The 19,888-nt window shown below is 62.5% G+C and carries 18 protein-coding genes; 5 read left to right on the forward strand and 13 right to left on the reverse strand.

Annotated features, from left to right (window positions below):
* Nucleotides 1-31: 31 nt before the first annotated feature.
* The 5 genes from GOB94_RS10550 to GOB94_RS10570 all read right to left on the reverse strand — a co-directional run bounded on the left by GOB94_RS10550 (nucleotide 32) and on the right by GOB94_RS10570 (nucleotide 6,249).
* Entirely contained in the window at nucleotides 32-1,732 is a 1,701-nt protein-coding gene (locus GOB94_RS10550; protein WP_182275887.1) for a mechanosensitive ion channel family protein, read from the reverse strand.
* Between the two features lie 59 nt (nucleotides 1,733-1,791).
* Entirely contained in the window at nucleotides 1,792-3,111 is a 1,320-nt protein-coding gene (locus tag GOB94_RS10555; protein WP_182275888.1) for an MFS transporter, read from the reverse strand.
* A gap of 76 nt (nucleotides 3,112-3,187) precedes the next feature.
* Entirely contained in the window at nucleotides 3,188-4,450 is a 1,263-nt protein-coding gene (locus GOB94_RS10560) for a tRNA-dihydrouridine synthase (RefSeq protein WP_182278579.1), read from the reverse strand.
* An 89-nt stretch (nucleotides 4,451-4,539) separates the two neighbouring features.
* Complete coding sequence (rpmE, locus tag GOB94_RS10565) at nucleotides 4,540-4,785, reverse strand: 50S ribosomal protein L31 (protein WP_182275889.1); 246 nt, start codon at nucleotides 4,783-4,785, stop codon at nucleotides 4,540-4,542.
* 459 nt (nucleotides 4,786-5,244) lie between these two features.
* On the reverse strand, nucleotides 5,245-6,249 hold the full coding sequence (locus GOB94_RS10570; RefSeq protein WP_255483846.1) for an ethanolamine ammonia-lyase subunit EutC: 1,005 nt from the start codon (nucleotides 6,247-6,249) through the stop codon (nucleotides 5,245-5,247).
* Between the two features lie 319 nt (nucleotides 6,250-6,568).
* Here GOB94_RS10570 and GOB94_RS10575 point away from each other — a divergent pair, with 319 nt between their 5' ends.
* On the forward strand, nucleotides 6,569-6,946 hold the full coding sequence (locus GOB94_RS10575) for a helix-turn-helix transcriptional regulator (protein ID WP_182275890.1): 378 nt from the start codon (nucleotides 6,569-6,571) through the stop codon (nucleotides 6,944-6,946).
* Nucleotides 6,947-7,039: 93 nt separating this feature from the next.
* Here GOB94_RS10575 and GOB94_RS10580 read toward each other — a convergent pair whose 3' ends face one another.
* Nucleotides 7,040-8,509: an ethanolamine ammonia-lyase subunit EutB gene (locus GOB94_RS10580; protein ID WP_182275891.1), complete on the reverse strand. Its 1,470-nt coding sequence runs from the start codon at nucleotides 8,507-8,509 to the stop codon at nucleotides 7,040-7,042.
* A gap of 9 nt (nucleotides 8,510-8,518) precedes the next feature.
* Nucleotides 8,519-8,806, reverse strand: a complete 288-nt coding sequence (locus GOB94_RS10585) for a DUF1330 domain-containing protein (protein WP_182275892.1) — start codon at nucleotides 8,804-8,806, stop codon at nucleotides 8,519-8,521.
* Between the two features lie 130 nt (nucleotides 8,807-8,936).
* On the opposite strand from GOB94_RS10585, the gene GOB94_RS10590 reads away from it, so the two are divergent.
* Together GOB94_RS10590 and GOB94_RS10595 are read left to right on the forward strand one after the other, a co-directional pair.
* Nucleotides 8,937-9,701, forward strand: coding sequence for an ATP-binding protein (locus GOB94_RS10590; RefSeq protein ID WP_182275893.1), 765 nt, complete (start codon nucleotides 8,937-8,939; stop codon nucleotides 9,699-9,701).
* A gap of 155 nt (nucleotides 9,702-9,856) precedes the next feature.
* Complete coding sequence (locus tag GOB94_RS10595) at nucleotides 9,857-10,393, forward strand: DUF2393 family protein (protein ID WP_182275894.1); 537 nt, start codon at nucleotides 9,857-9,859, stop codon at nucleotides 10,391-10,393.
* A 45-nt stretch (nucleotides 10,394-10,438) separates the two neighbouring features.
* On the opposite strand, the gene kdsA is transcribed toward GOB94_RS10595, so the two are convergent.
* The 6 genes from kdsA to acpS all read right to left on the reverse strand — a co-directional run bounded on the left by kdsA (nucleotide 10,439) and on the right by acpS (nucleotide 18,391).
* The gene (gene kdsA, locus GOB94_RS10600; RefSeq protein ID WP_182275895.1) at nucleotides 10,439-11,269 is read right to left on the reverse strand and encodes a 3-deoxy-8-phosphooctulonate synthase; all 831 of its coding nucleotides are present in this window, start codon (nucleotides 11,267-11,269) and stop codon (nucleotides 10,439-10,441) included.
* Nucleotides 11,270-11,390: 121 nt separating this feature from the next.
* Entirely contained in the window at nucleotides 11,391-12,671 is a 1,281-nt protein-coding gene (locus tag GOB94_RS10605) for a beta-propeller fold lactonase family protein (protein WP_182275896.1), read from the reverse strand.
* A 124-nt stretch (nucleotides 12,672-12,795) separates the two neighbouring features.
* The gene (locus GOB94_RS10610) at nucleotides 12,796-14,052 is read right to left on the reverse strand and encodes a beta-propeller fold lactonase family protein (protein ID WP_182275897.1); all 1,257 of its coding nucleotides are present in this window, start codon (nucleotides 14,050-14,052) and stop codon (nucleotides 12,796-12,798) included.
* Between the two features lie 352 nt (nucleotides 14,053-14,404).
* The gene (locus GOB94_RS10615; protein ID WP_182275898.1) at nucleotides 14,405-16,528 is read right to left on the reverse strand and encodes a M13 family metallopeptidase; all 2,124 of its coding nucleotides are present in this window, start codon (nucleotides 16,526-16,528) and stop codon (nucleotides 14,405-14,407) included.
* 255 nt (nucleotides 16,529-16,783) lie between these two features.
* Nucleotides 16,784-17,869, reverse strand: coding sequence for an MlaD family protein (locus tag GOB94_RS10620; RefSeq protein WP_182275899.1), 1,086 nt, complete (start codon nucleotides 17,867-17,869; stop codon nucleotides 16,784-16,786).
* A gap of 144 nt (nucleotides 17,870-18,013) precedes the next feature.
* Nucleotides 18,014-18,391: a holo-ACP synthase gene (gene acpS, locus GOB94_RS10625; RefSeq protein ID WP_182278581.1), complete on the reverse strand. Its 378-nt coding sequence runs from the start codon at nucleotides 18,389-18,391 to the stop codon at nucleotides 18,014-18,016.
* A gap of 238 nt (nucleotides 18,392-18,629) precedes the next feature.
* Between acpS and GOB94_RS10630 the strand changes: the two genes are divergently transcribed.
* The gene (locus GOB94_RS10630) at nucleotides 18,630-19,055 is read left to right on the forward strand and encodes a hypothetical protein (protein WP_182275900.1); all 426 of its coding nucleotides are present in this window, start codon (nucleotides 18,630-18,632) and stop codon (nucleotides 19,053-19,055) included.
* A 39-nt stretch (nucleotides 19,056-19,094) separates the two neighbouring features.
* Nucleotides 19,095-19,820 carry an ABC transporter ATP-binding protein gene (locus GOB94_RS10635; RefSeq protein ID WP_182275901.1) on the forward strand — a complete coding sequence of 242 codons (726 nt, stop codon included), beginning with the start codon at nucleotides 19,095-19,097 and terminating at the stop codon, nucleotides 19,818-19,820.
* Nucleotides 19,821-19,888 lie beyond the last annotated feature (68 nt).

Genomic DNA, 19,888 nt, shown 5'->3' on the forward strand with positions numbered 1-19,888 from the left:
ATTTTTGCGCACGCTGCTATGCAAAGAGGAGTCACTTAACGGGTGGCTCCTCTTTGTCTTTGGTGGGGGCGAGGTTGGTGATGCGGAAGCCGGGTGCGCGGTAGTCGGCGGGGCGATAGCTTTCGGGGATGGTGGTGTGGTTGCCGTCGCGCATGGAGCTGTAGTGCGAGGACATGATTTCGACGCCAGCTTCGTTGAAGGTGTCCTGGATCTTGGTGTGGAGATCGGAATAGGTGCGCGCCATAACGCTGGGCTTGGCGGTGTAGCCGTTGATCTCGTACTGGACGTAGAAGTCGTCAAGTGCCTTTTGCAGGACGAAGGGAGCGGGGTCATGGAGGATGTTGTCGGTGGCGAGCGCGGCGGTGATGAGCAGTTGGTGGACGGTGCGCCAGGGAGCGTCGTACCCGATGGTGACCGAGGTGTGCAGGATGAGGCCTTCGCGCTGCACGGAGGCGCTGAAGTTGCTGATATGGCTGCTGAGGACGAGCGAGTTAGCGATGGTGGTTTCGACGTTCTTGATGGTGCGGATGCGAGTGACGAGGAGGTTCTTTTCGATGATGTCGCCTTCGGTGTTGTCGATGCGGACGCGGTCGCCGGGGTTGAAGGCGCGCATGTAGGTGAGGATGATGCCGGAGACGATGTTCGCAACCGCGGAACTGGAGCCTAGCGAGATGAGCGCGCCAACAAAGACTGCAACGCCCTGAAAGGCGGGCGACTTGGAGCCGGGCAGGTATGGAAAGACGATGATGAGCGTGAGCGCGAAGAGAAGAAAACGGACGATCTTCCAGGTGGGATCGGCCCACTCGGGATAGAAGCCGCGAATGACGACGTTTTTCTTGCCGATCTCACGGAAGACGGTGGCGATGAACTTGCCGATGTAATACACGACGGCGAGGATGACCGCGATGAAGAAGAGATTGGGGAGATAAGCGACGACCGCGCTGATGACAATTTTGAGCGGAGAGACAACGTAGCTGACTAACTGCTGCGCATACGGCTCAGTCCAGGGGAAGAAGCGCAGAACGACGTAAGCATAGAGGTAGAGCAGATTGAGGACGAGCGCGAGGCGGAAGAGGCGGACGAGTCCGATGGCGCCGCCGGAGAGTTTATCCGCGGAGAGGAGTTCGAAGCGCTGGATGCGCAGCGCGGTGCCGTGCCAGGCGTGGAGGCGAGCGTAGATCTTCGCGAAGATCAGCGCGAGCAGGCGGAAGAGAAGAACGAGAAGGAGCGTAACCAATAGGGCGTAGACCGCGCCGATGGAGATGCTCTTGAGGCTGTACTGGTGGCGCAGTTGCGTGATTGCGGAGCTGGTGATGGTGATGTACTGTCTGGCGAGTTGTTGGCGAGGGGTGTGGGCCAGGGTCGCATCCGCATCGGTGACGCTCATGAGGACTAGGTCGCTGGCCATGATGTCGGTGGAGTCTTCGCCGTCGGAGATGGTGAGTGAGGAGGGGTTGAAGGTGACATCCTTGGAGAGCTTGCCGATGCGGGCCGTGATGGCCCTGGCACGTGCGGAGGCAGGGAAAGAGAGCACGCCGGGCACGGAGAAGAGGACCTTGCCGTCGATGGTGACGGGGGACTCGGGGACAGGTATGGCAGGTTTGGCTGGGGCGGGCTGGGCGTCGTGCTTGGCTTCTGTATGCGTGACGCGCTGCGCGGACACGAAGGCTGGAGCGGTGAAGCAGAGCGAGGTGAGTAAGGCCGCGAGAGCCGCTTTGGGTTTCAGACGCATGAAGCACCCCGGAGTGATACGCCTCCCATCTTCGCAGATGTGCGTTGAGGCTGCGACGGTTATTCGGGGCGCGTGGATGGCGAGAGGTAAAAGAGTGCGGTGACGAGGAAGATGGCGGCACCGGCGGAGAGCATTCCTGTGGAGTAGCCGCCGGTGTGCTGATGCAGCCAGCCGAGCGCGGAGGGGCCGGCGAACCCACCGAGGTTGCCGAGGGCGTTGATGAGGGCGATCATGCCGGCAATGGCGGTGACTCGCTGGCCGAGTGTGACCTGCGCCCAGAAGGGCGGCGTGGCCGCGAGTGCTCCTGCGGAGCCAAGGCCGAAGGCGGTCATCGCGATGATGAGCGCGAGCGTGCCGTGCGGGATGTGCGCGGTGATGGAGGTTGCCGCGTAACCGAAGGCGGCGAGAAGCAAGGGAACGGTGAGCGTCCAGCGGCGCGTGGGGGCGCGGTCGACGACGTATCCCCAACCGAGCATGATGACGGCCGAGCCGAGGTAGACGAGCGAGACGTGCCAACCGATGGCGGCGGTGGCGACACCCATGCCTCCGAGGATCTTGGGCAGCCAGAAGCTCTGCGCGTAGAGGCCGAACTGCATGGCGAAGTAGATGAGCGCGAAGAGGAGCAGGTGACGGATGGGGCCGACGTCGAGAGCATGGGTTTTCGTGGGCTGATCTTGTGTGGGTGGCTCGTCGGCGGTGCGGGCTTCTTCGAGCTGCGTGCGTTCGTGGTCGGTGAGCCAGGTGGCCTGCTGCGGTGTGTCGGTCATGAAGAAGGGAAGCAGCGCGCCGAAGAGCAGCGCGGGGATGGCTTCGGTGAGGAGAAGCAGTTGCCAGTCTGCAAAGCGGCCGAGGTGGCGATGGGTGAGTACCCAGGAGGAGAGCGGGCCGCCGAAGATGCTGGCCATGGGGATAGCGAAGAGGAACCAGGCGATGAAGCTGGTGCGGACCCGGCGGGGGAGCCAGAGGGTGAGGTAGAGGATGACTCCGGGGTAGAAGCCGGCCTCTGCTGCGCCGAGCAGGAAGCGCAAGATGAGGAAGGCGATGGGCGAGTGAATGAAGGCCATCGCGCCGGAGATGCAGCCCCAGATGAGCATGAGAGCGGCGATGGTGCGGCGAGCTCCGAAGCGGTAGAGGATGAGGTTGCTGGGGAGCTGCGCGAGGAGCGCTCCGAGGAAGAAGAGGCCCGCGCCGGTGCCGTAAAGCGAGTCGGAGAAATGCAAGTCACGCTGCATGGAGGCCGCGGCGAAGCCGATGTTGATGCGGTCGAGGTATGCGACGAAGTAGAGGAGAAGAAGAAGCGGGAGGATACGCCAGCCGACGCGGCGGAGGAGTTGGGATGTCTCGGTTTGTGTTTGATTGCTCGATGCTTCTGTTGGCATGGTCTGTACCAGCGTACAGAAGCAGATTCCCTTCGGGAATGACAAACAAGAAAAGCAGAGATGAGGTTAGGAGAACTTAACCCCAGGAGGCTGGGGTGGCGTCCAGTTCTTCGTCGGGCTCGAGGGTGGATTCGAGTTCGGGAGCGTTGGCGCGGGTGGTGAAGAAGGCCTCGACCTTGTCCATGACCTGCGCGCCGCGTTTGGCTTCGAAGATGTCGCGGCGCAGGGTGGCGCCGCCGGGGATGCCGTGGGTGAACCAACTGGCGAACTGCTTCATGCGGCCGATGGCGTCGCGCTGGGCGGACTCGTGGTTACGCTTGAGGCGTTTGCTGAGGTCGTCGTCGGCGGGGCCGAGGACTTCGGGGTGCTCGGCGACCTCAGCCATGAGGCGCTCGAAGTAGTCGCGGATCATGCGGTAGCGGTCCATGTCGGTGGGCTTGTCGTAGGCCCCGATGCCCGTACTTTGCTTGGATGCTGTGTACTGCGCGATCTGGCGGAAGATCCACGGATTGGCGGGCGCGGCGCGGCCGATCATGACGGCGTCGCAGCGGGTGGATTCGACCATCGCGGCGGCGTCTTCGGGGGTGCGGATGTCGCCGTTGCCGATGACGGGGATGGAGACGGCGTCTTTGACGGCGGCGATCCACTCCCAGCGGGCGTCGCCGGCGTAGCCCTGCTCGCGGGTGCGGGCGTGGAGAGCGACGGCGTTGAGGCCGCAGTCTTCGGCCATCTTCGCGAGCTCGACGCAGACGATATTGGTGTCGTTCCAGCCCATGCGGAACTTGACGGTGAAGGGGATGGAGACGGACTTGCGGATGGCCTCGAAGATCTCACGGATGCGCGGTAGGTCGCGGAGCAGGCCGCTGCCGCCGTTGCAGGCGACGACTCGTTTGGCTGGGCAGCCGAGGTTGAGGTCGACTAAGTCGAAGCCTGCATCCTCGCAGATGCGAGCGCTGTCGGCGAGGGTTTCGGGGTTGGAGCCGAAGAGCTGCGCGGAGATGGGGTGCTCGTCCTCATAGTAGGTGAGGTAGCGCTTGCGCTTGGTCTCGCGCATGCGGGAGAGGCCGTCGGCGGAGGTAAACTCCGTCATGATGAGGCCGCAGCCGGAGGTCTCGTTGCTGGTTTCGATATCGACGTCGGCAGGTTCAGCAGGATTGGTGAACATGCCGACGTTTTTGATGAAGCGGCGGAAGACGGTGTCGGTGACGCCGGCCATGGGGGCCAGGACGGTGGCGGGGGCGATGCGGACGGGACCGATGTGCAGTTCCGCCGGAACGCGGGCCATGTGGGGCATGGCGCGCGCGGCAGTGATGGCCGAGTTGTCCCATTCCTTCTTCATGTAGACGTCAGTGGTTGGCACGTTGGGCCTGGAAGTGGAAAGGCCTCTGCTGGATCGCAGAGGCCTTTCGGGTTGGTGTTCTGCGAGGGTTACTTCGCGGCCTTGGCGGCGATCTCGGCCTTCTTGGCGTCGGTCGCGGCGAACTTGCGGCGGAAGCGGTCGATACGGCCGGCCGTGTCGACGAGCTTCTGCTTGCCGGTGAAGAAGGGGTGGCAGGCGGAGCAGATTTCGAGGACGATGGCGCCCTTGTGGGTGGAGCGCGTCTGGAAGGTGGTGCCGCAGGCGCACTTGACGGTGGTGTCTTCGTAAACGGGGTGAATCCCTGTCTTAGGCATTATTTGTTGCTTTCTAGCTCTCCCGCCGCAGAATGGTTTCGCTTGCCTGTGCCCCCTGGGCTAAGACATCGATGTTCCGGACACGCTGACGGCTTGGGCCCCGACTCCCGGGGCTATAGGCGCTTTAGTTAGTTTAGCATCTACGTCAAGTGGGCGAGACCCCCACCCCCTCCCCCGTATACTTTTTGATCTAAAGTCTTCAGTGGAGAGCGGTTAGGGGTGGACTTGTGGAGGTCTGATCGCTTGTGGGAAGTGCACAAAAGTTGGTGCAGCGGGTTTTTAAAGGGAGGCATGTGGGAGTAAAGGCATTGCATATACGCTGGTTGTTTGTGGGTAGGCATGCTCGCGCCTTCGGCGCATCGCTGCGGTAGACGCAGGTCTCTCCGCTGCGCATCGCAACAAGCGCGATGCTTCGGTCGAGATGACACATCTGTGGTGGTGTGGCCGAGATGACAAAGTCTAGGGGAGTTGTAGTGTGGGGGCGGGGTCTTTGAGGGTGATGCCGGTGGTGTGGAGGCGGGCGGCTTCGCGAAGGTAGTGGGCGATGCGGTGGGCGGCTTCGTTGTAGCTGAGGCCGACGGAGCCGCGGATGTTGGAGATGCAGTTGCGTTCAGCGTCGGTGCGGCCGGGGCGCGGGGCCCAGGTGATGTAGACGCCGAGGGAGTCGGGTGAGCTGAGACCGGGGCGCTCGCCTATGAGGAGGATGGTGATGTCGGCGGAGAGGAGTTCGCCGATGGGGTCGGCGAGGGCGACGCGGGCGTTGGTCAAGACAGGGAGTAGGGAATAGGGAGTGGGGAGTAGCGGGAGGGTGGCGTCGAGTAGCGGGAGGGCGTGGCGTTCGAGGGCGAGGGCGCTGAGGCCGTCGGCTAGGAGGATGAGGGGAGAACAGGGGATAGAGGACAGAGGATAGAGGATAGAGGAGGGCGTGGGATTTGTGGGCGAGATGGCATCCTGCGAAGGAGATGCAGGTCTCTCCGCTGCGGTGCTGCGCACCTCCGGTCGAGATGACACATCTTTTGTTGTCCAGTGATGGAGAGCTTCGATGGAGTCGGGGTGGAGGGTGCGGCCGAGGTCGGGGCGGCGGAGGTAGGCGGCGCGGTTGGGGGCGGCGCTGCGGAGGTGGACCGGTTGGAGCTTGCGGTCACGGAGGCCTTCGGTGAGGAGCGCCAGGTCGAGTGGGGTGTGGACGGCGTCGCGGGCCTGGGCGTGGTCGAGCTGGAAGCGGAGATGGTCGGCGGTGGAGATGGCGGGCGAGGTATTGCCGAGCGAGAGGCGCGCGGGGGTTGCGAGTTGCGGTATGGTGAGGCGGGATGGCGTGGTGTCGGCCATGGTGGGTTTAGTGTACGGCGCGGGTTGGCTGCCGCCGATCTTTGCTATTTCGCCGGGGGTGAGCCGGTTTTGAGCATGGCGTCGCTGGTAGTTGGTGCAAAGGTATGCAGATGGCGAGAATCCAGAGCGCTGCATCTCGCTGCGGGGAAACCTAGGGGGAATTTTCATTGGGAATTTTGTAACGATTCGCATCCTGCGCACACCATCGAGACAAAGGAATTGATAGGGTCGCGAATCCTGACCGCACCTGTTCAGCATTGAACAGACGATGAGCCGCGTTCCTTTCAAAAAGGCGATTCCCTGAGAACGGGAACGTAGTGGGCCCACAACTAAATCCGTGGACGGGTGCCGAGCAGGACCCCCGCCAGCCTATCCGAGGCAGCTTGCCGCAAGCAAAGCGATAGAGACTCTCAAAAAATGAGATGAGTTGAAGGAATTACGAAGGATTTCCACGATGCACGATTTTCTGAATGATTCAAATCTGCCGAAAGCATTCAGCGCCCTCCACTCCTACTCCGGGCCCTATTCCAGACACGGCTACAAGCCTCAAACTTCCCTTCATGCGCACACTTGCCATGCGCCCGCGGTTCAGGAGGGAGCTTCCAGGAACAACGCTCTTCCACGCGATATCGGCATGCGCTTCGGTGCCCGCTTGCGCGAGCTGCGAAAGGCGCGCAATATGACGCAACTTCGCATGGCGGTGGATTTTGGGATTGATCGAAGTTTCATCTCCGATGTGGAGCGAGGAAAGAAGTCGATCTCGCTGACATTTCTTGAAGTCATTGCCCTTGGTCTGGAGTTGGAGCTCTCCGATCTTCTTCGCGGACTCTAGGACTTTGCGTTCGTGCGCCGGATGGACTTTGAGCGCGTCATGTCAGCCCAAATGCGCCTCTCGCCGACAGGGGTTCGCTCAAGGGAGGTGGTATCAGGGCAGAAGCAGGAGCGGGTTGGTGAGGCGGTGGAGCTCGGCGTGATGATCGGTGGTGAGCCAGGCTTCGAACTCTGGGGCGGGTTTGAGTCCCAGCAGGCGGCGGAGGTAGAGGGCGTCGTGGAAGCTGGTGGACTGGTAGTTGAGCATGATGTCGTCGGCGCCGGGGACGCCCATGATGTAGGTGACGCCTGCGGTGGCGAGGCAGGTGAGGAGCGTGTCCATGTCGTCGGAGTCGGCTTCGGCGTGGTTGGTGTAGCAGATGTCGCAGCCCATGGGGAGGCCGAGGAGCTTGCCGCAGAGGTGGTCTTCGAGGCCGGCACGGAGGATCTGCTTGCCGTCGTAGAGGTATTCGGGGCCGATGAAGCCGACGACGGTGTTGACGAGGAGTGGATTGAAGGCGCGGGCTACGGCGTAGGCTCGGGCTTCTAATGTTTGCTGGTCGACGTTGTGGTGGGCGTTGGCGGAGAGGGCGCTGCCCTGGCCGGTTTCGAAGTAGAAGAGAGCAGGGGTAGACGTTTGTGGTGATTCCGGTGAAGCAGGTCTCTCCACTGCGCTGCGCTCCGGTCGAGATGACACATCTGTGGTGAGATTGGGGACTGAGTTGCGGTTGAGGGAGAGAGCCATCTGGTGGGCTTCTTGGAGGAGGGCCAGGTTGATGCCGAAGCTTTTGTTGGCGGATTCGGTGCCGGCGATGGATTGGAAGAGGAGGTCCAGAGGGCAAGGGTTGTTGGTGGCTGCTCCGGCTTCGATGGCCTGCATCTGGGTGGTGATGTGGGCGAGGACGCAGGATTGCGTGGGGATGGAGTAGCGCTGGCGGATGTGGTCGATGAGGCGGAGGAGCGTGGTGACGGATTGCGGGGAGTCGGAGACGGGGTTGATGCCGATGACGGCGTCGCCGGAGCCGAGGAGGAAACCGTCGAGGATGCTGGCTGCGATGCCGGTGGGGTCATCCGTTGGGTGGTTGGGTTGGAGGCGCGTGGAGAGGCGGCCGGGGAGGCCTATGGTGGTGCGGAAGCGGGTGGTGACGTGGCACTTGCTGGCGACGTAGATGAGGTCCTGCACGCGCATGAGCTTGGAGACGGCGGCAACGATCTCTGGGGTGAGGCCGAGGGCGAGTGCGGTGAGACGGGCGGGTGTGGCGGCGTCGGAGAGAAGCCAGTCGCGGAGCTCGCCGACGGTGAGGGTGGCGATGGGGGCGAAGGCTTGCTGTGCTGCGGGGGCGTTGTGGGCGTCGATGATTAAGCGGGTGACTTCGTCGAGTTCGTAGGGGACGACGAGGTCGTTGAGGAAGGCGGTGAGTGGGACTTCGGCGAGGGCCATCTGGGCGATGGCGCGGGACTCGGCGGTGTCGGCGGCGAGGCCCGCGAGCTGGTCTCCGGAGCGCAGCGGGGTGGCCTTCGCGAGGAGTGTGCGGAGGTCGGGGAAGGTATGGGTTGTGCCGCGCAAAGTGACGGAGTACGGCATAGAGTGCGGCTAGACGCCTTCGAGGATGATGGCGTGGTAGATGGCGCCGGCGAAGCGGTGCTTGCGGACCTCGACGTAGTTGGGGCTGTCGTACCAAGCTTTGGCGGCTGCGACGGAGGGGAACTCGACGATGACGGTGCCTTCGGTGGGGGCGCCTTCGATGTCTTCGTGTTTGCCGTAACGGGCTAGAAGCTTGACTTCGTGACCGTCGAAGGTGGCGGCTACTTTTTGCATGTAGAGAGCCATTTCGGCGGGGTCGAGAGTTTTCTCCCGGGTGAAGATTGCGTATCCCTTCATGGTGGGGCTCCTTTGACTGCTGGGGGAGATTGTAGATGGTTGCGGTTACGGGCTTTCCCTCACAGGCGATGGGATTCACACAGGATGCACAAGGACTCGGTTAAGCGGCGGGGGCTGCGATACTAGAGGGATGGCTGAAGTTTGTGCAATCTGCGAAGGCAGCGGGATGCGCGTGGTGGAGCGCGCGGATGGGGTGCGCGTGGCGCAGCGGTGCGTGTGCCAGCAGGAGCGGCGCGTGGAGCGGATGATTGGAGCGGCGCGGATTCCGCAGCGGTACATTCACTGCACGCTGGAGAGCTTCGATGTGCTGCCGAGTGCCGACCGCACGCTGCAGGCGGCGGTGATGCAGGCGCGGAGTTTTGTGCGGGCGTATCCGGTGGAGACTGATGGCAAGGGGCTGCTGCTGACGGGGTCGATTGGCGTGGGCAAGACGCACCTGGCGGTGGGGATTCTGCAGGCCCTGATTGTGGAGCGTGGGGCGAAGGGTTTGTTTTATGACTATCGCGACCTGCTGAAGGAGGTGCAGAACAGCTACGACAGGAAGGTGGAGCAGAGCGAGCGCGAGGTGCTGGCTCCGGTATTTGAGGCCGAGGTGCTGGTGCTGGATGAGGTGGGAGCGGCGAAGCCGACGGACTGGGTTTGGGACACGGTCGCGCATATTTTGAATACTCGGTACAACGACCGGCGGACGACGATTTTGACGACGAACTATGCGAACCAGGCTCCGCTGGGTGGGACGACGGAGGGGCGCAGTGCGAAGTCAGTGATGCGAGAGGAGACGCTGGGGGACCGCATCACTGAGCGGATGCGGAGCCGGTTGCAGGAGATGTGTGTGGTGGTGGAGATGCAGGGGGAGGATTTTCGGCAGAAGGTGAAGCGGGCGCGGTTTGGGTGAGGTGTAGCTGTTCAGCTACGAGAGTAGAGGGGATGTGGTGGAGGCCGTCGCGACATCCTGCGAAAAATACAGGGGTCTCTCCGCTGCGCATCGCAAAAACGCGATGCTCCGGTCGAGATGACAATCCTGTGGTGGGTGGGATGTAAAATCGGCGCATGAGCGCTACGCCAACGCCGCCGACACAGCCGGGGATGTTCTCCGAGCCGACGCCTGAGAAGAGCTTTCCGACGACCGCGGTGGCGATTGCCGCTGTGGCTGTGGCGATTCTTGTGGCGGTGCTGGTGCTGATGAGCCGCAGGCCGGCGGGGCCTCCGCCGAATGTGCCGCAGGCGGTGTCGGCCTATGCGGACAGTCTGGGTGTGACGAACGTGCAGATGAGCCAGTCGACGAGCTTGTCGGGTGGGACATCGACGTACATTGATGGGCACATTACGAACAAGGGCAACAAGACGATCACCGGGGTGACGGTGCAGGTGTTCTTTGCGAATGATGTGGGGAACCCGCCGCAGATCATGACGGTCCCGCTGATGCTGATAAGGACGCGGGAGCCTTATGTGGACACCGAAGCGGTGAGCGCAGCACCGATCCCGCCGGGGGGTGGGGCGGACTTCCGGCTGATCTTCGAGAACATCGGAGACAACTGGAACCAGCAACTGCCGGTGATGCACGCTGTTCAAGTGGCTACGAAGTAACTGCAAAAAGCTGCACGGATTTCAGGCGAGGTGTGCGCTCTCTACTCATCTGGTTGTTGCTGCGTGGATGGCGAGGAGAGTTTCGAGGAGGGGTTTGAGGAGGTCGAGGCGGAGGGCATTGGCGCCGTCGGACTTGGCCTCGGTGGGGTTGTCGTGGACCTCAAGGAAGAGGCCGTCGATACCGGCGGCGACGGCGGCTTTGGTGAGGGTGGGGATGAACTCGGGCTGGCCGCCGGATTTTCCGCCCGCTCCGGAGGGGGTCTGGACGGAGTGGGTGCCGTCGAAGATGACGGGGGCGAGGGCGCGCATCTGGGGCAGGGAGCGCATGTCGACGACGAGGTTGTTGTAGCCAAAGCTGGCGCCGCGCTCGGTGAGTGAGACGCGGGTGTTGCCGGAGTCATTGAGTTTTTCTACCGCGTGCTTCATGTCCCAGGGGGCGACGAACTGACCTTTTTTGACGTTGATGGCGCGGCCGGTATGGGCGGCGGCGATGAGGAGGTCGGTCTGGCGGCAGAGGAAGGCGGGAATCTGGAGCATGGCGTCGACGGGGCCGAGGGCGTCGGAGGCCTGGGTGGCCTGTTCGGGGGTGTGGATGTCGGTCAGCACAGGGACTTTGTTGCTTTCGCCGATGGCGCGGAGGATGCGGCAGCCTTCGGCGAGGCCGGGACCTCGGAAGCTGTGGATGGAGGTGCGGTTGGCCTTGTCGTAGCTGGCCTTGAAGATGTAAGGGATTCCGAGGTCGGCGGCGATGCGCTGGATGGAGTCAGCGAGGAAGCGGGCGTGCGGTTCGGACTCGAGTACACAGGGGCCGGCGATGAGGAAGAGGCGGCCGTCGCCGGGAGTGACGTTGCCGAGGGTGAAGTGGTTCGGGTGCATCTTTTTAGGATAAAGGAAGTAGGAAGTAGGAAGTAGGGAGTAGGGAGTGGCGCAAGGCGCAAAAAGCCCGGCTGGGTGCCGGGCTTTTTGGGTGGATTTTCTTGCTATTCCTTATTTGTTCCTATGGGTAGACGAGCTGGTTTGCTCGGGGACCGTTGGGGACGGAGGTGAGGCAGCTGGGGAGTGAGCCAGTCGGGAAGAACTGGGTCGGTACCGCAGAGAGCTGACCTGTGTTGGCGTTGAGTTGGCCGCCGGAGATGTCTCCAGCGAGCTTGTCAGAGGTGTAGAGATAGATGCCCAGGGCCGGTTCGATGGTGATGCAGGTGGGTCCGGTCTGGGTGGCGAAGTTGCCGACCGAGGCGGTGCCGCCGAGGGAGCCGTCGGAGAGGCTGATGGAGTAGGAGCTGACCGTGGCGCTGTTGTAGTTGGCCGCGTAGAGATACTTGCCGCGGGGGTCAACGACCATGGAGATGGGGTAGAGGCCGGTGGAGACGAATCCCTGAACAGTCGAGCTCAACTGACCGGGGTTGGCGGTGGTGGGGCCTGCGATCTGGTAGCTGAAGATCTCGTTCTGCAGAGCGTCGGTGACGTAGACGTAGCGGCCAGTGGGCTCGGAGACGATGGCGCTGGGCTGAACCCCGGCGCGGATGCCGGTGCAGACGGTCGGGTTGGTGGTGGAGCAGGTGCTGCCTGGCAAGAAGCTGACGGCGCCTGTGGAGTCGTTGAACGAAAAGCCGATGATGGCCGGAGTCGCTGAGGTCTCCTGATCGACGGCGTAGACGTAGACGTTTGCGCCCTGGCCGCTGGAGCAGGCCGAGGTGAGGTTGCCAGGGATGATCGGCGAGGTGGTGCAGACGGGGGCCGAGACGGTGACGCCGATGGGGTCAACGCCGAGATTGACGTTGGTTGGCGTGCCGAGGGTGCCGTCGGAGTTGATCTTGAAGATGCTCATGCCGCCGGGCCCGGGCGCGTTAGGGCCGTACTGGGTCTGGTACTGGTAGGTGACGAAGAGCCAGGTGCTGGTGGAGTCAATGGTCGCGGCGAGGGGATAGGTGCCAGTGAGATTGACGGTGGCTTCGCCGTAGAGCTTGCCGTCGGTGCCGACGGAGAAGGGCTCAACCACCGCTTGCTGGTTGCCGCTGACGGCGTAGACGTACTTGCCGTTGGGGGTGGAGACGATAGTGGCCGGGTTGGTGAGCTGGGTGGAGAAGGGCGAGCCCTGAATCTGGGTGATGACACCGCTCTGGTAGTCGACGCCGTAGGCAGAGATTGCGCCGCTGGTGGAGGAGATCGAGTAGACATATGCCGCAGTGTAGTCGCGAGCGCAGGCGGAGATGCCCAGTGCTGCAGCGAGGGAGGTAACTGCGGCCACTCCAGTGCGGACCATCGTGTTGAACTTCATGGGAGATCCCTTACATCGGGGCGCTTGTGGCGTCCCCTGGTTTGATTGCCGGCCGTATGCCGGAAGGCTAAGACTGAAGGAGGGCCCGGGCGAGGGGCCCTCCGACGAGGGGTTCAGGCGGTGCCTAGTAGATGGTACCGCTGATGGCGAGACAGGAGAGTTCACCCACCGCGTTGAAGGTGGAGCCTCGGCTGAGCGTACTGAACTGGCCGGTGGCGGGGTTGAAGAACTTTCCTGTGATGGTGCCATCGTTATGGTTCGAGATGTAGAAGTACTGGTTGGTGGGGTCCTCCGCCATGCAGACCGGGCCCGAACCAACCGGGTAAGGAGCACCGGAGATGGGCTGCAGCTCGTTGTTGGTGGTGTTGATGGTGAAAGCGGAGATGCTGCTGTACGGAGTCGTCGTGGTGGTGCTTGTAGAGGACTGGTTCAGTACATAGAGATATTTGTTGGTGCTGTCGATGTAGGTATAGGTCGGGTTGGAGGTGCCTGTGATGTTGGCGGTGTTGCCTCCGTTGACCGTAGCCAGAGCGCAGCTGGAACCGACGGTGTAGCCGTTGATGGTGTTGGAGTTCGCGTCGGTGAGGTAGAGTAGGCTGCCGGAGCCGTTGATGGAGGTCATGTTGCCGGTGCCGGTGAAGAAGGTCTGAGTGGTGGTGAAGCTGAGTTGACCGCCCGAACCGATGGTGTACGGCGAGATGGACTGGTTGCCCTTGTTCGCTGTGAAGAGGCAGCCGGCGAGGGTCTTCATCATGAAGGGATTGGGGCCAACCTCCCAGAAGGGCGTGTTGACGCCATTGATCTGGGTCTGGGCGTTGGTGACCAGAGAGAGACGGCCGGTGGTGGAGTCCGAGGAGAACACTGTGATGGCGCCGTTGCCGTCAGTGTTCGGGCCGTTGAAGAGGCAGGTATTGCCGCTGGTGCCGGTGCCACCGCAGCTGGGTGCGTACTCGTCGAGCACGTAGAGGTAGGTGCCGGTGGAGTCGAACTGTGCCCACTGCGAGATATAGCCGAGGGACTGGTAGCTCTGCTGGAAGGTGAGAACGCCATCGCCGCCGACGGAGTAGACCGCGATGTTCTGGCCGGCACCGGCACCGTTAGCGCTGCCGCCGGTACCCTGGTTGATGACGTAGACGAAACGTCCACCGGGCTTGATGACGAGGGACACGGGCATGGCACCATTCGAGGAGAACGGGGAACCCTGCACGTTGGTGAGGTTGCCGGAGTAATCGTCGATCTTGAAACCGGCGATCTGGTTGTACTGCTGCCCTAGCACCCACATGTAACCAATGGTGCCGCCCTCACAGGCCGTCATACCCAACCCAAGTGCCAACGATGCGAACAAGGCCATCGCCAAACGGCCAAACAAACTCAACTTCATGCGCTTCCTTTATCAACCCGAGATCGCCGGACCTGTGTGACCGTCCGGGCGAAGTGCGGGGAACCCTGTCTTTTGTATTCAGCGCCGGAGCGCGGAGAGAAGTACAAACCTTGCATGATTGTAGAAGCTAGCGGGGTTTTCCGCCAACCGATAGCGAGGTTTACACCTCCGATCCTATGAATCCGGACAGCGGACGAACTGCTGGCCGTTACGGAAAGTTACCGCTTCGACGGTGCTGCGATGGCAGGGGTTAGCGGGCGGGACAGAAAAGTTTTCGGATACAGGGGCGATTTGCAAGAGAAAGTCCCCGGAAGTGACGCTTCCGGGGACCTGGGTTGGGAGGATCGAGGGGCTACCAGACGCGACAGCCGCCGGAGGCGGGCATCATGGGCTGACCCACCTTGCAGCCGAAGGCCTTGCCGAACTCGTCGAAGTTCTGGACGGTGCCTTTGACGCGCCACTCGCCGGAGGCGTGCGGATCGGTCTTGGCCAGGACGCGGGCGGACTGCTCGGTGGCGTTCTGGCACCAGATCTGGCCGAAAGTGATGAAGAAGCGCTGGGCCGGGGTGTAGCCGTCGCGCGTGCCGCTGGCGGTGAGGGGCTCGGTGCGCTCGCTGGTGGATGACGGCTGGCTAAGGGTCTGCATGAGTGCCTGGTAGGCGATGCGGATGCCTCCGTTGTCGGCGGTGTTTTCGCCGAGGGTGAGATGGCCGTTGAGGTTCTGGCCAGGCGCGACCTCAAAGCCGTCGTACTCGTTGGCGATGCACTCGGTGCGGACGTGGAACTTCGCCTTGTCCTCGTCGGTCCACCACTGGCGAACGTTGCCGTGGAGGTCGTACTTGGAGCCCTGATCGTCGAAGCCGTGGGTCATCTCGTGGCCGATGACGACGCCGATGCCGCCGAAGTTGACGGCCGCATCCATGCTGTTGTCGTAGAAGGGCGGCTGGAGGATGCCGGCGGGGAAGTTGATGTTGTTCTGCGAGGGCATGTAGTAGGCGTTGACGGTGGGCGGAGTCATGCCCCACTCGGAGGTGTCGACGGGCTTGCCGAACTTGTCGAGGTTGCGTTTACGCTCGTAGGCGCCGGCGCGCTGGACGTCGCCGAGGAGATCGCCACGCTTGACCTCGATGGAGGAGTAGTCCTTCCAGTGGTCGGGGTAGCCGATCTTGTCGGCGATGGCGTCGAGCTTTTGCTTCGCCTGGACCTTGGTTTCGTCGGACATCCAGGGGAGAGACTTGAGATCGTCGGCCATGGCGGCCTCGAGGGCGTGGACCATCTTCTCCGTGTTGTCCTTGGCGGAGGGCGGGAAGTTCTGCTTGACCCAGTCCTGGCCGACGGCCTCGCCGAGAGCCCGGTCGGTCATGCGGGTGCAAAGCTTCCAGCGGGGCTGCTCTTCCTTCTGGCCGTTGAGGGTCTTGTTGAAGAAGTCGAAGTTCTCGGTCTCGAAGGGCTTGGAGAGCAGCGGCGCGGCGGTGTGGACGACGTGCCAGCGGAGATAGCTCTTGATGGCCGAGAGGGTGCCGTGGGAGAGCTCGTACTGGACGGTGGTGACGTACTGCGGGGAGCTGACGTTGAGGGTCTTTGCGGGGAGGCCGATGTCCTTGAGGTAGATCGACCAGTTGTAGTCGGGGCTGAGTTTTTCGACCTCGGCGATGGTCATGATGTGGTAGCGCTTGGCGGGGTCGCGCATCTCGACGCGGTCCATGGAGCCGCGGGCGAGCTCGGTCTCGATCCACATGACGTTGGAGGACTCAAGCAGCGCCTGCTCTGGGGTGTCGCCGAGCAGGACGAACATCTTCTGCATGTGGTCCATGTACTGCTCACGGATCTTTTTGTAGCGCGGGGTCTGGTTGAGGTAGTAATCGCGGTCGGGCAGGGTGAGGCCGCCCTGGCCGGTGCCGGCGATTTGCTGTGAGCTGTCTTTCTGGTCCTGCTGGACGCCGACGTAGAAGAAGGCTCCGCCGCCGCGGCGGTCCTGCTTCGCGTTGTAGGCGGGAAGGTCCTTGATGCTCTTAAGAGCGGCGATGGCTTCGAGTTGAGGCTGGAGCGGTTTGTCGCCTAACTTGTCGATGGCGTCGGTGTCCATGCAGGCGGCGAAGTAGTCGCCGTACTGCTTCTGGAGCGGGGATTTGGGGTGCTCGGCGGCGGCGAGGAGCTCCTGATAGAGGGAGTAGTTGTTGTAGTCGGCGAGCTCGTTGAAGCGGCCCCAGCGAACCTGGTCGGCGGGGATGGGGTGGCTCTTTCGCCAGTTACCGCAGGCGTACTGGTAGAAGTCGACGCAAGGATCGACGGTCTTGTCGATGGCAGAGAGGTCGAAGATGGTGGGCTTGACGGGTGCCGAGGTGGGCGCGTCCCAGGTGCCGGTCGGCAGGGTGATGGTCTGGTCGGGAGCGATGACCGACTGGGCGTGGGAAGCTGGCGCGAAACAGAGAGGCGTGGCCGCCGCGAGGATGGCGGCAATGACGTAGGGGCGCATAGGTCTCCTGGAGCAGTGCAAAGAATGAGCTATGAGGAGACGATACGCCAATGTGAAAGGACGCAGAAGTTGGTGGAACTACGGAGATGCCTGCCGGGTAAATATGGCGCGGGTTCCTGTTCAGATAAGAGAGACGAGGGGACGAGAAAAGAGAGGACAGATCTGTGGCGCGAAAGACGCAGATTCCCTGCGGGAATGACAAACAAAATTCCCTGGCGGACCAATGACGAACAGAAGTATCAGCAGCGATGTCCGCTAGAAGACGCGGAGGTGGATCACGAGGTACTTCTTGGGGTCCTGGCGGACGGCGGTGACGAGATCGTTGGAGGAGGTGAGCAGGCGGTTGAGGTTGCTGTAGGCCGCGTCGTCCGTAGCGAGCTTGCCGAGGGTGCCCTTGCCGCTGTTGACGTTGCCAAGCAAGGTGTTGAGATGGGTGACGGTGGCGTCAAGCTTGTGGGCGAAGGCGGGGTCCTTGGTGAAGAGGCCGAGGGTCCCCTGGCCCCGGTCGGCTTCGGCGAGCAGGGAGTTGGCGTGCTTGAGGGTGGAGTCGAGGTCGTTGTAGAGCGCGTCGTCCTTGAGGAGCTTGCCGGCGGTGCCCTTGCCCTCGTTGAGTGAGGTGACGATAGCGTCAAGCTTGGTGGAGGTGTCGTTGAGCTTGTTGTAGAGCTCATCGTCATGCACGAGTTTGCCGAGGGAGCCCTTGCCGCTGTTGAGACTGGCAAGAAGCTCGTGGAGCTGGGTGATGGTGTCGTTGGCCTTGTTGTATAGGCTGGGGTCGGTGATGAGCTTGCCCGCGGTACCTTTGCCCGAGATGATGGTGCTCTCGATGAGGTCGAGTTTTTTGAGGACGACATCGACGTCGGCGACGGTGCCCTGGCTGGTCTTGATGACGTCGTTGAGGCTGGGCGAGGCGGTGGTGCGGAGCTCGTCGCCGCTTTGGAGCTCGGGGCCGGTGGCGAGCTTGCTGTTGAGGTCGACGACGGTGTCGCCGAGGACCCCGACGGTGGCGAGGGCGGCGGTGGTGTCCTTGTGCAGGCTGGGCAGATACTTGGGGTCGATCTTCATCTTGATCAGCACAGGGGTGAGCTTGCGCGCCGGGTCCGTGGTGACGGTGACATGGGTGACCTCGCCGACAGTGACGCCTTCGAGCTCGATGGGAGCGCCGACCTTGAGGCCGCCGGAGTTGTCAAAGTAGGTGTGGATGATGATCTTGTGGCTGAAGACGCTCATGCCGGAGGCGCTGGTCATAAGGAAGAGCAGGACACAGAGCAGGGTGACGGAGATGAGGACGATCACTCCGACCTTGAGCTGCGACCACTTGACTTCCTGTTGACTCGGCATAGAACTCCCTCGTGTGGCTGGCGTGCGTGGCGACCGGATGTGGCTGGCGTGGCTCCATCGTAACAGCCGGACGAAGGCGATGGAACGATGCGTTGTTGCAGAAATTAGGATGCGGGAGCGGCGGGCGGGGGTGCGGAATTGTGGTCAGTCTTCCGCCACGACGACGGCGATGGAGGTTGTGCGGGAGTGGGAGAGCGAGAGTGAGAGGCGGCGGATGCCGAGGCGGGCGGCGATCTGGGCGGCGCGGCCGTGGAGATGGAGCTCGGGACGTTGGCCGGGAGCGCGGCGGACTTCGAATTCGCGCCAGTTGACCCCGCGGCTGATGCCGGTGCCGAGGGCCTTGGCTCCAGCCTCCTTGGCGGCGAAGCGGGCGGCGAGGCTTTCGGCGTAGTTTTTTTTCGCCATGCAGTAGGCGATCTCGCCGGGGGTGTAGACGCGGTTGAGGAAGGAGTGGCCGAAGCGCCGGTAGCTGCGCTCGATGCGCTCGATTTCGATGAGGTCGGTGCCGAGGCCGAGGATCAGGGGAGAGCTCCTTGTGTGCGGGCGGTGGCTTAGAGACCTCTAAGGGCAGGCCTGCTGAACAGTGTACTCATGCGGGGCTCATGTCTCGGCGGGGGTACGTTGGCGGTTGAAGGGCTGATGAATTTTGCCGAGGCGAAGAGGCGGCGTAGCAGTGTGGAACAGAGGTCGTGCGGTGAGGGGCAATCCCCGATAAGGGATAGAACAGCCTGGAGGATGTGGCTGGTGAGAAGGAGGTTGCATGATGTCGATATCGGCGAGTTCGACGGTGGCGGCAGTGCCTGTGCCCGCAGCGGAGACGGCGCAGCGCGAGGTGGAGCTGCGGTGCTTCAGCTACGAGGAGCGGTTTGGGGTGATGGGGGCGATGCTGGAGGCGCTGGACCAGTGTGGGTGCTGGGTGGAGTCGCGGGAGGCGGTGTCGGCGACGCAGGTGGAGATGCTGTTTACGGCGCGGCTGTCGGGTGTGGATGAGCTGTACAGTGGGCTGATTGGCGCAGGCGTGGAGATGAGCCGGGACAGCCATTTGGCGATGACGTGGCTGTGCACACGGCGGCGGCACCAGCCGGAGGGCGCGAGCCCGTTTGCGACGGTTGGGGTGCGGCTGGAGATGAGTTTTCTGGAGCAGACCGAGATGGAGGCGGGGTTCGTGGCGCAGGGGCTGGCGTAATCGTTGTGTGATGGCTGGTGCGATAGACTGAGGGGGTCTATGCAATCGACTCTGGCAACGCAGCCCATCATCGTAGCGGAACATCTCGGTAAGACTTATCGCAGTGGCAAGCTGGAGGTTCCGGCGCTGCGGGACGTTACGTTCACGGTGGCCGCGGGTGAGTTTGTGGCGATTGTGGGGCCTTCGGGGTCGGGAAAGTCGACGCTATTTTATGTGCTGGGTGGGCTGACTTCGGCGACGCATGGGTCACTGCATATTCAGGGCAAGGATTTTTCGCGGCTGAACGATGGTCAGCGAACGAGCCTGCGGCGGTCGCAGATCGGGTTTGTGTTTCAGCGGTTCAACCTGCTGCCGACGATCTCGGCACGGGCGAACATTGAGCTGGCGCATGACATTGCGAAGACGGGCAAGCCGTTCGATGAGGAGCTGCTGAAGCATCTGGCTTCGTTGCTGAAGATTGAAGGACGGCTGGATCATCGGCCGAATGAGCTTTCCGGCGGCGAGCAGCAGCGTGTGGCTATTGCGCGGGCTCTGATTACGCGACCGGCGATCCTGCTGGCCGATGAGCCGACGGGGAACCTGGACACGCAGAATTCGGATGCGGTGCTGGAGATGCTGCAGACGAGCAGTCGCGAGCTGAACCAGACGGTGCTGATGATTACGCACAATCCTGAGGCCGCGCAGATTGCGGATCGGATTCTGCATATGCGCGATGGGCAGATGACGCGGATTGAAGTTGGGCGCGGGCGGGTTGTGTCGGTCTAGCCGAGCGAAAATTCAGATGCAAGCGGAGACGATACGAAGTATGCTTGGCAACCAGCAATGCCAATTCT

The organism is Granulicella sp. 5B5, assembly GCF_014083945.1.
Lineage (GTDB): Bacteria > Acidobacteriota > Terriglobia > Terriglobales > Acidobacteriaceae > Granulicella.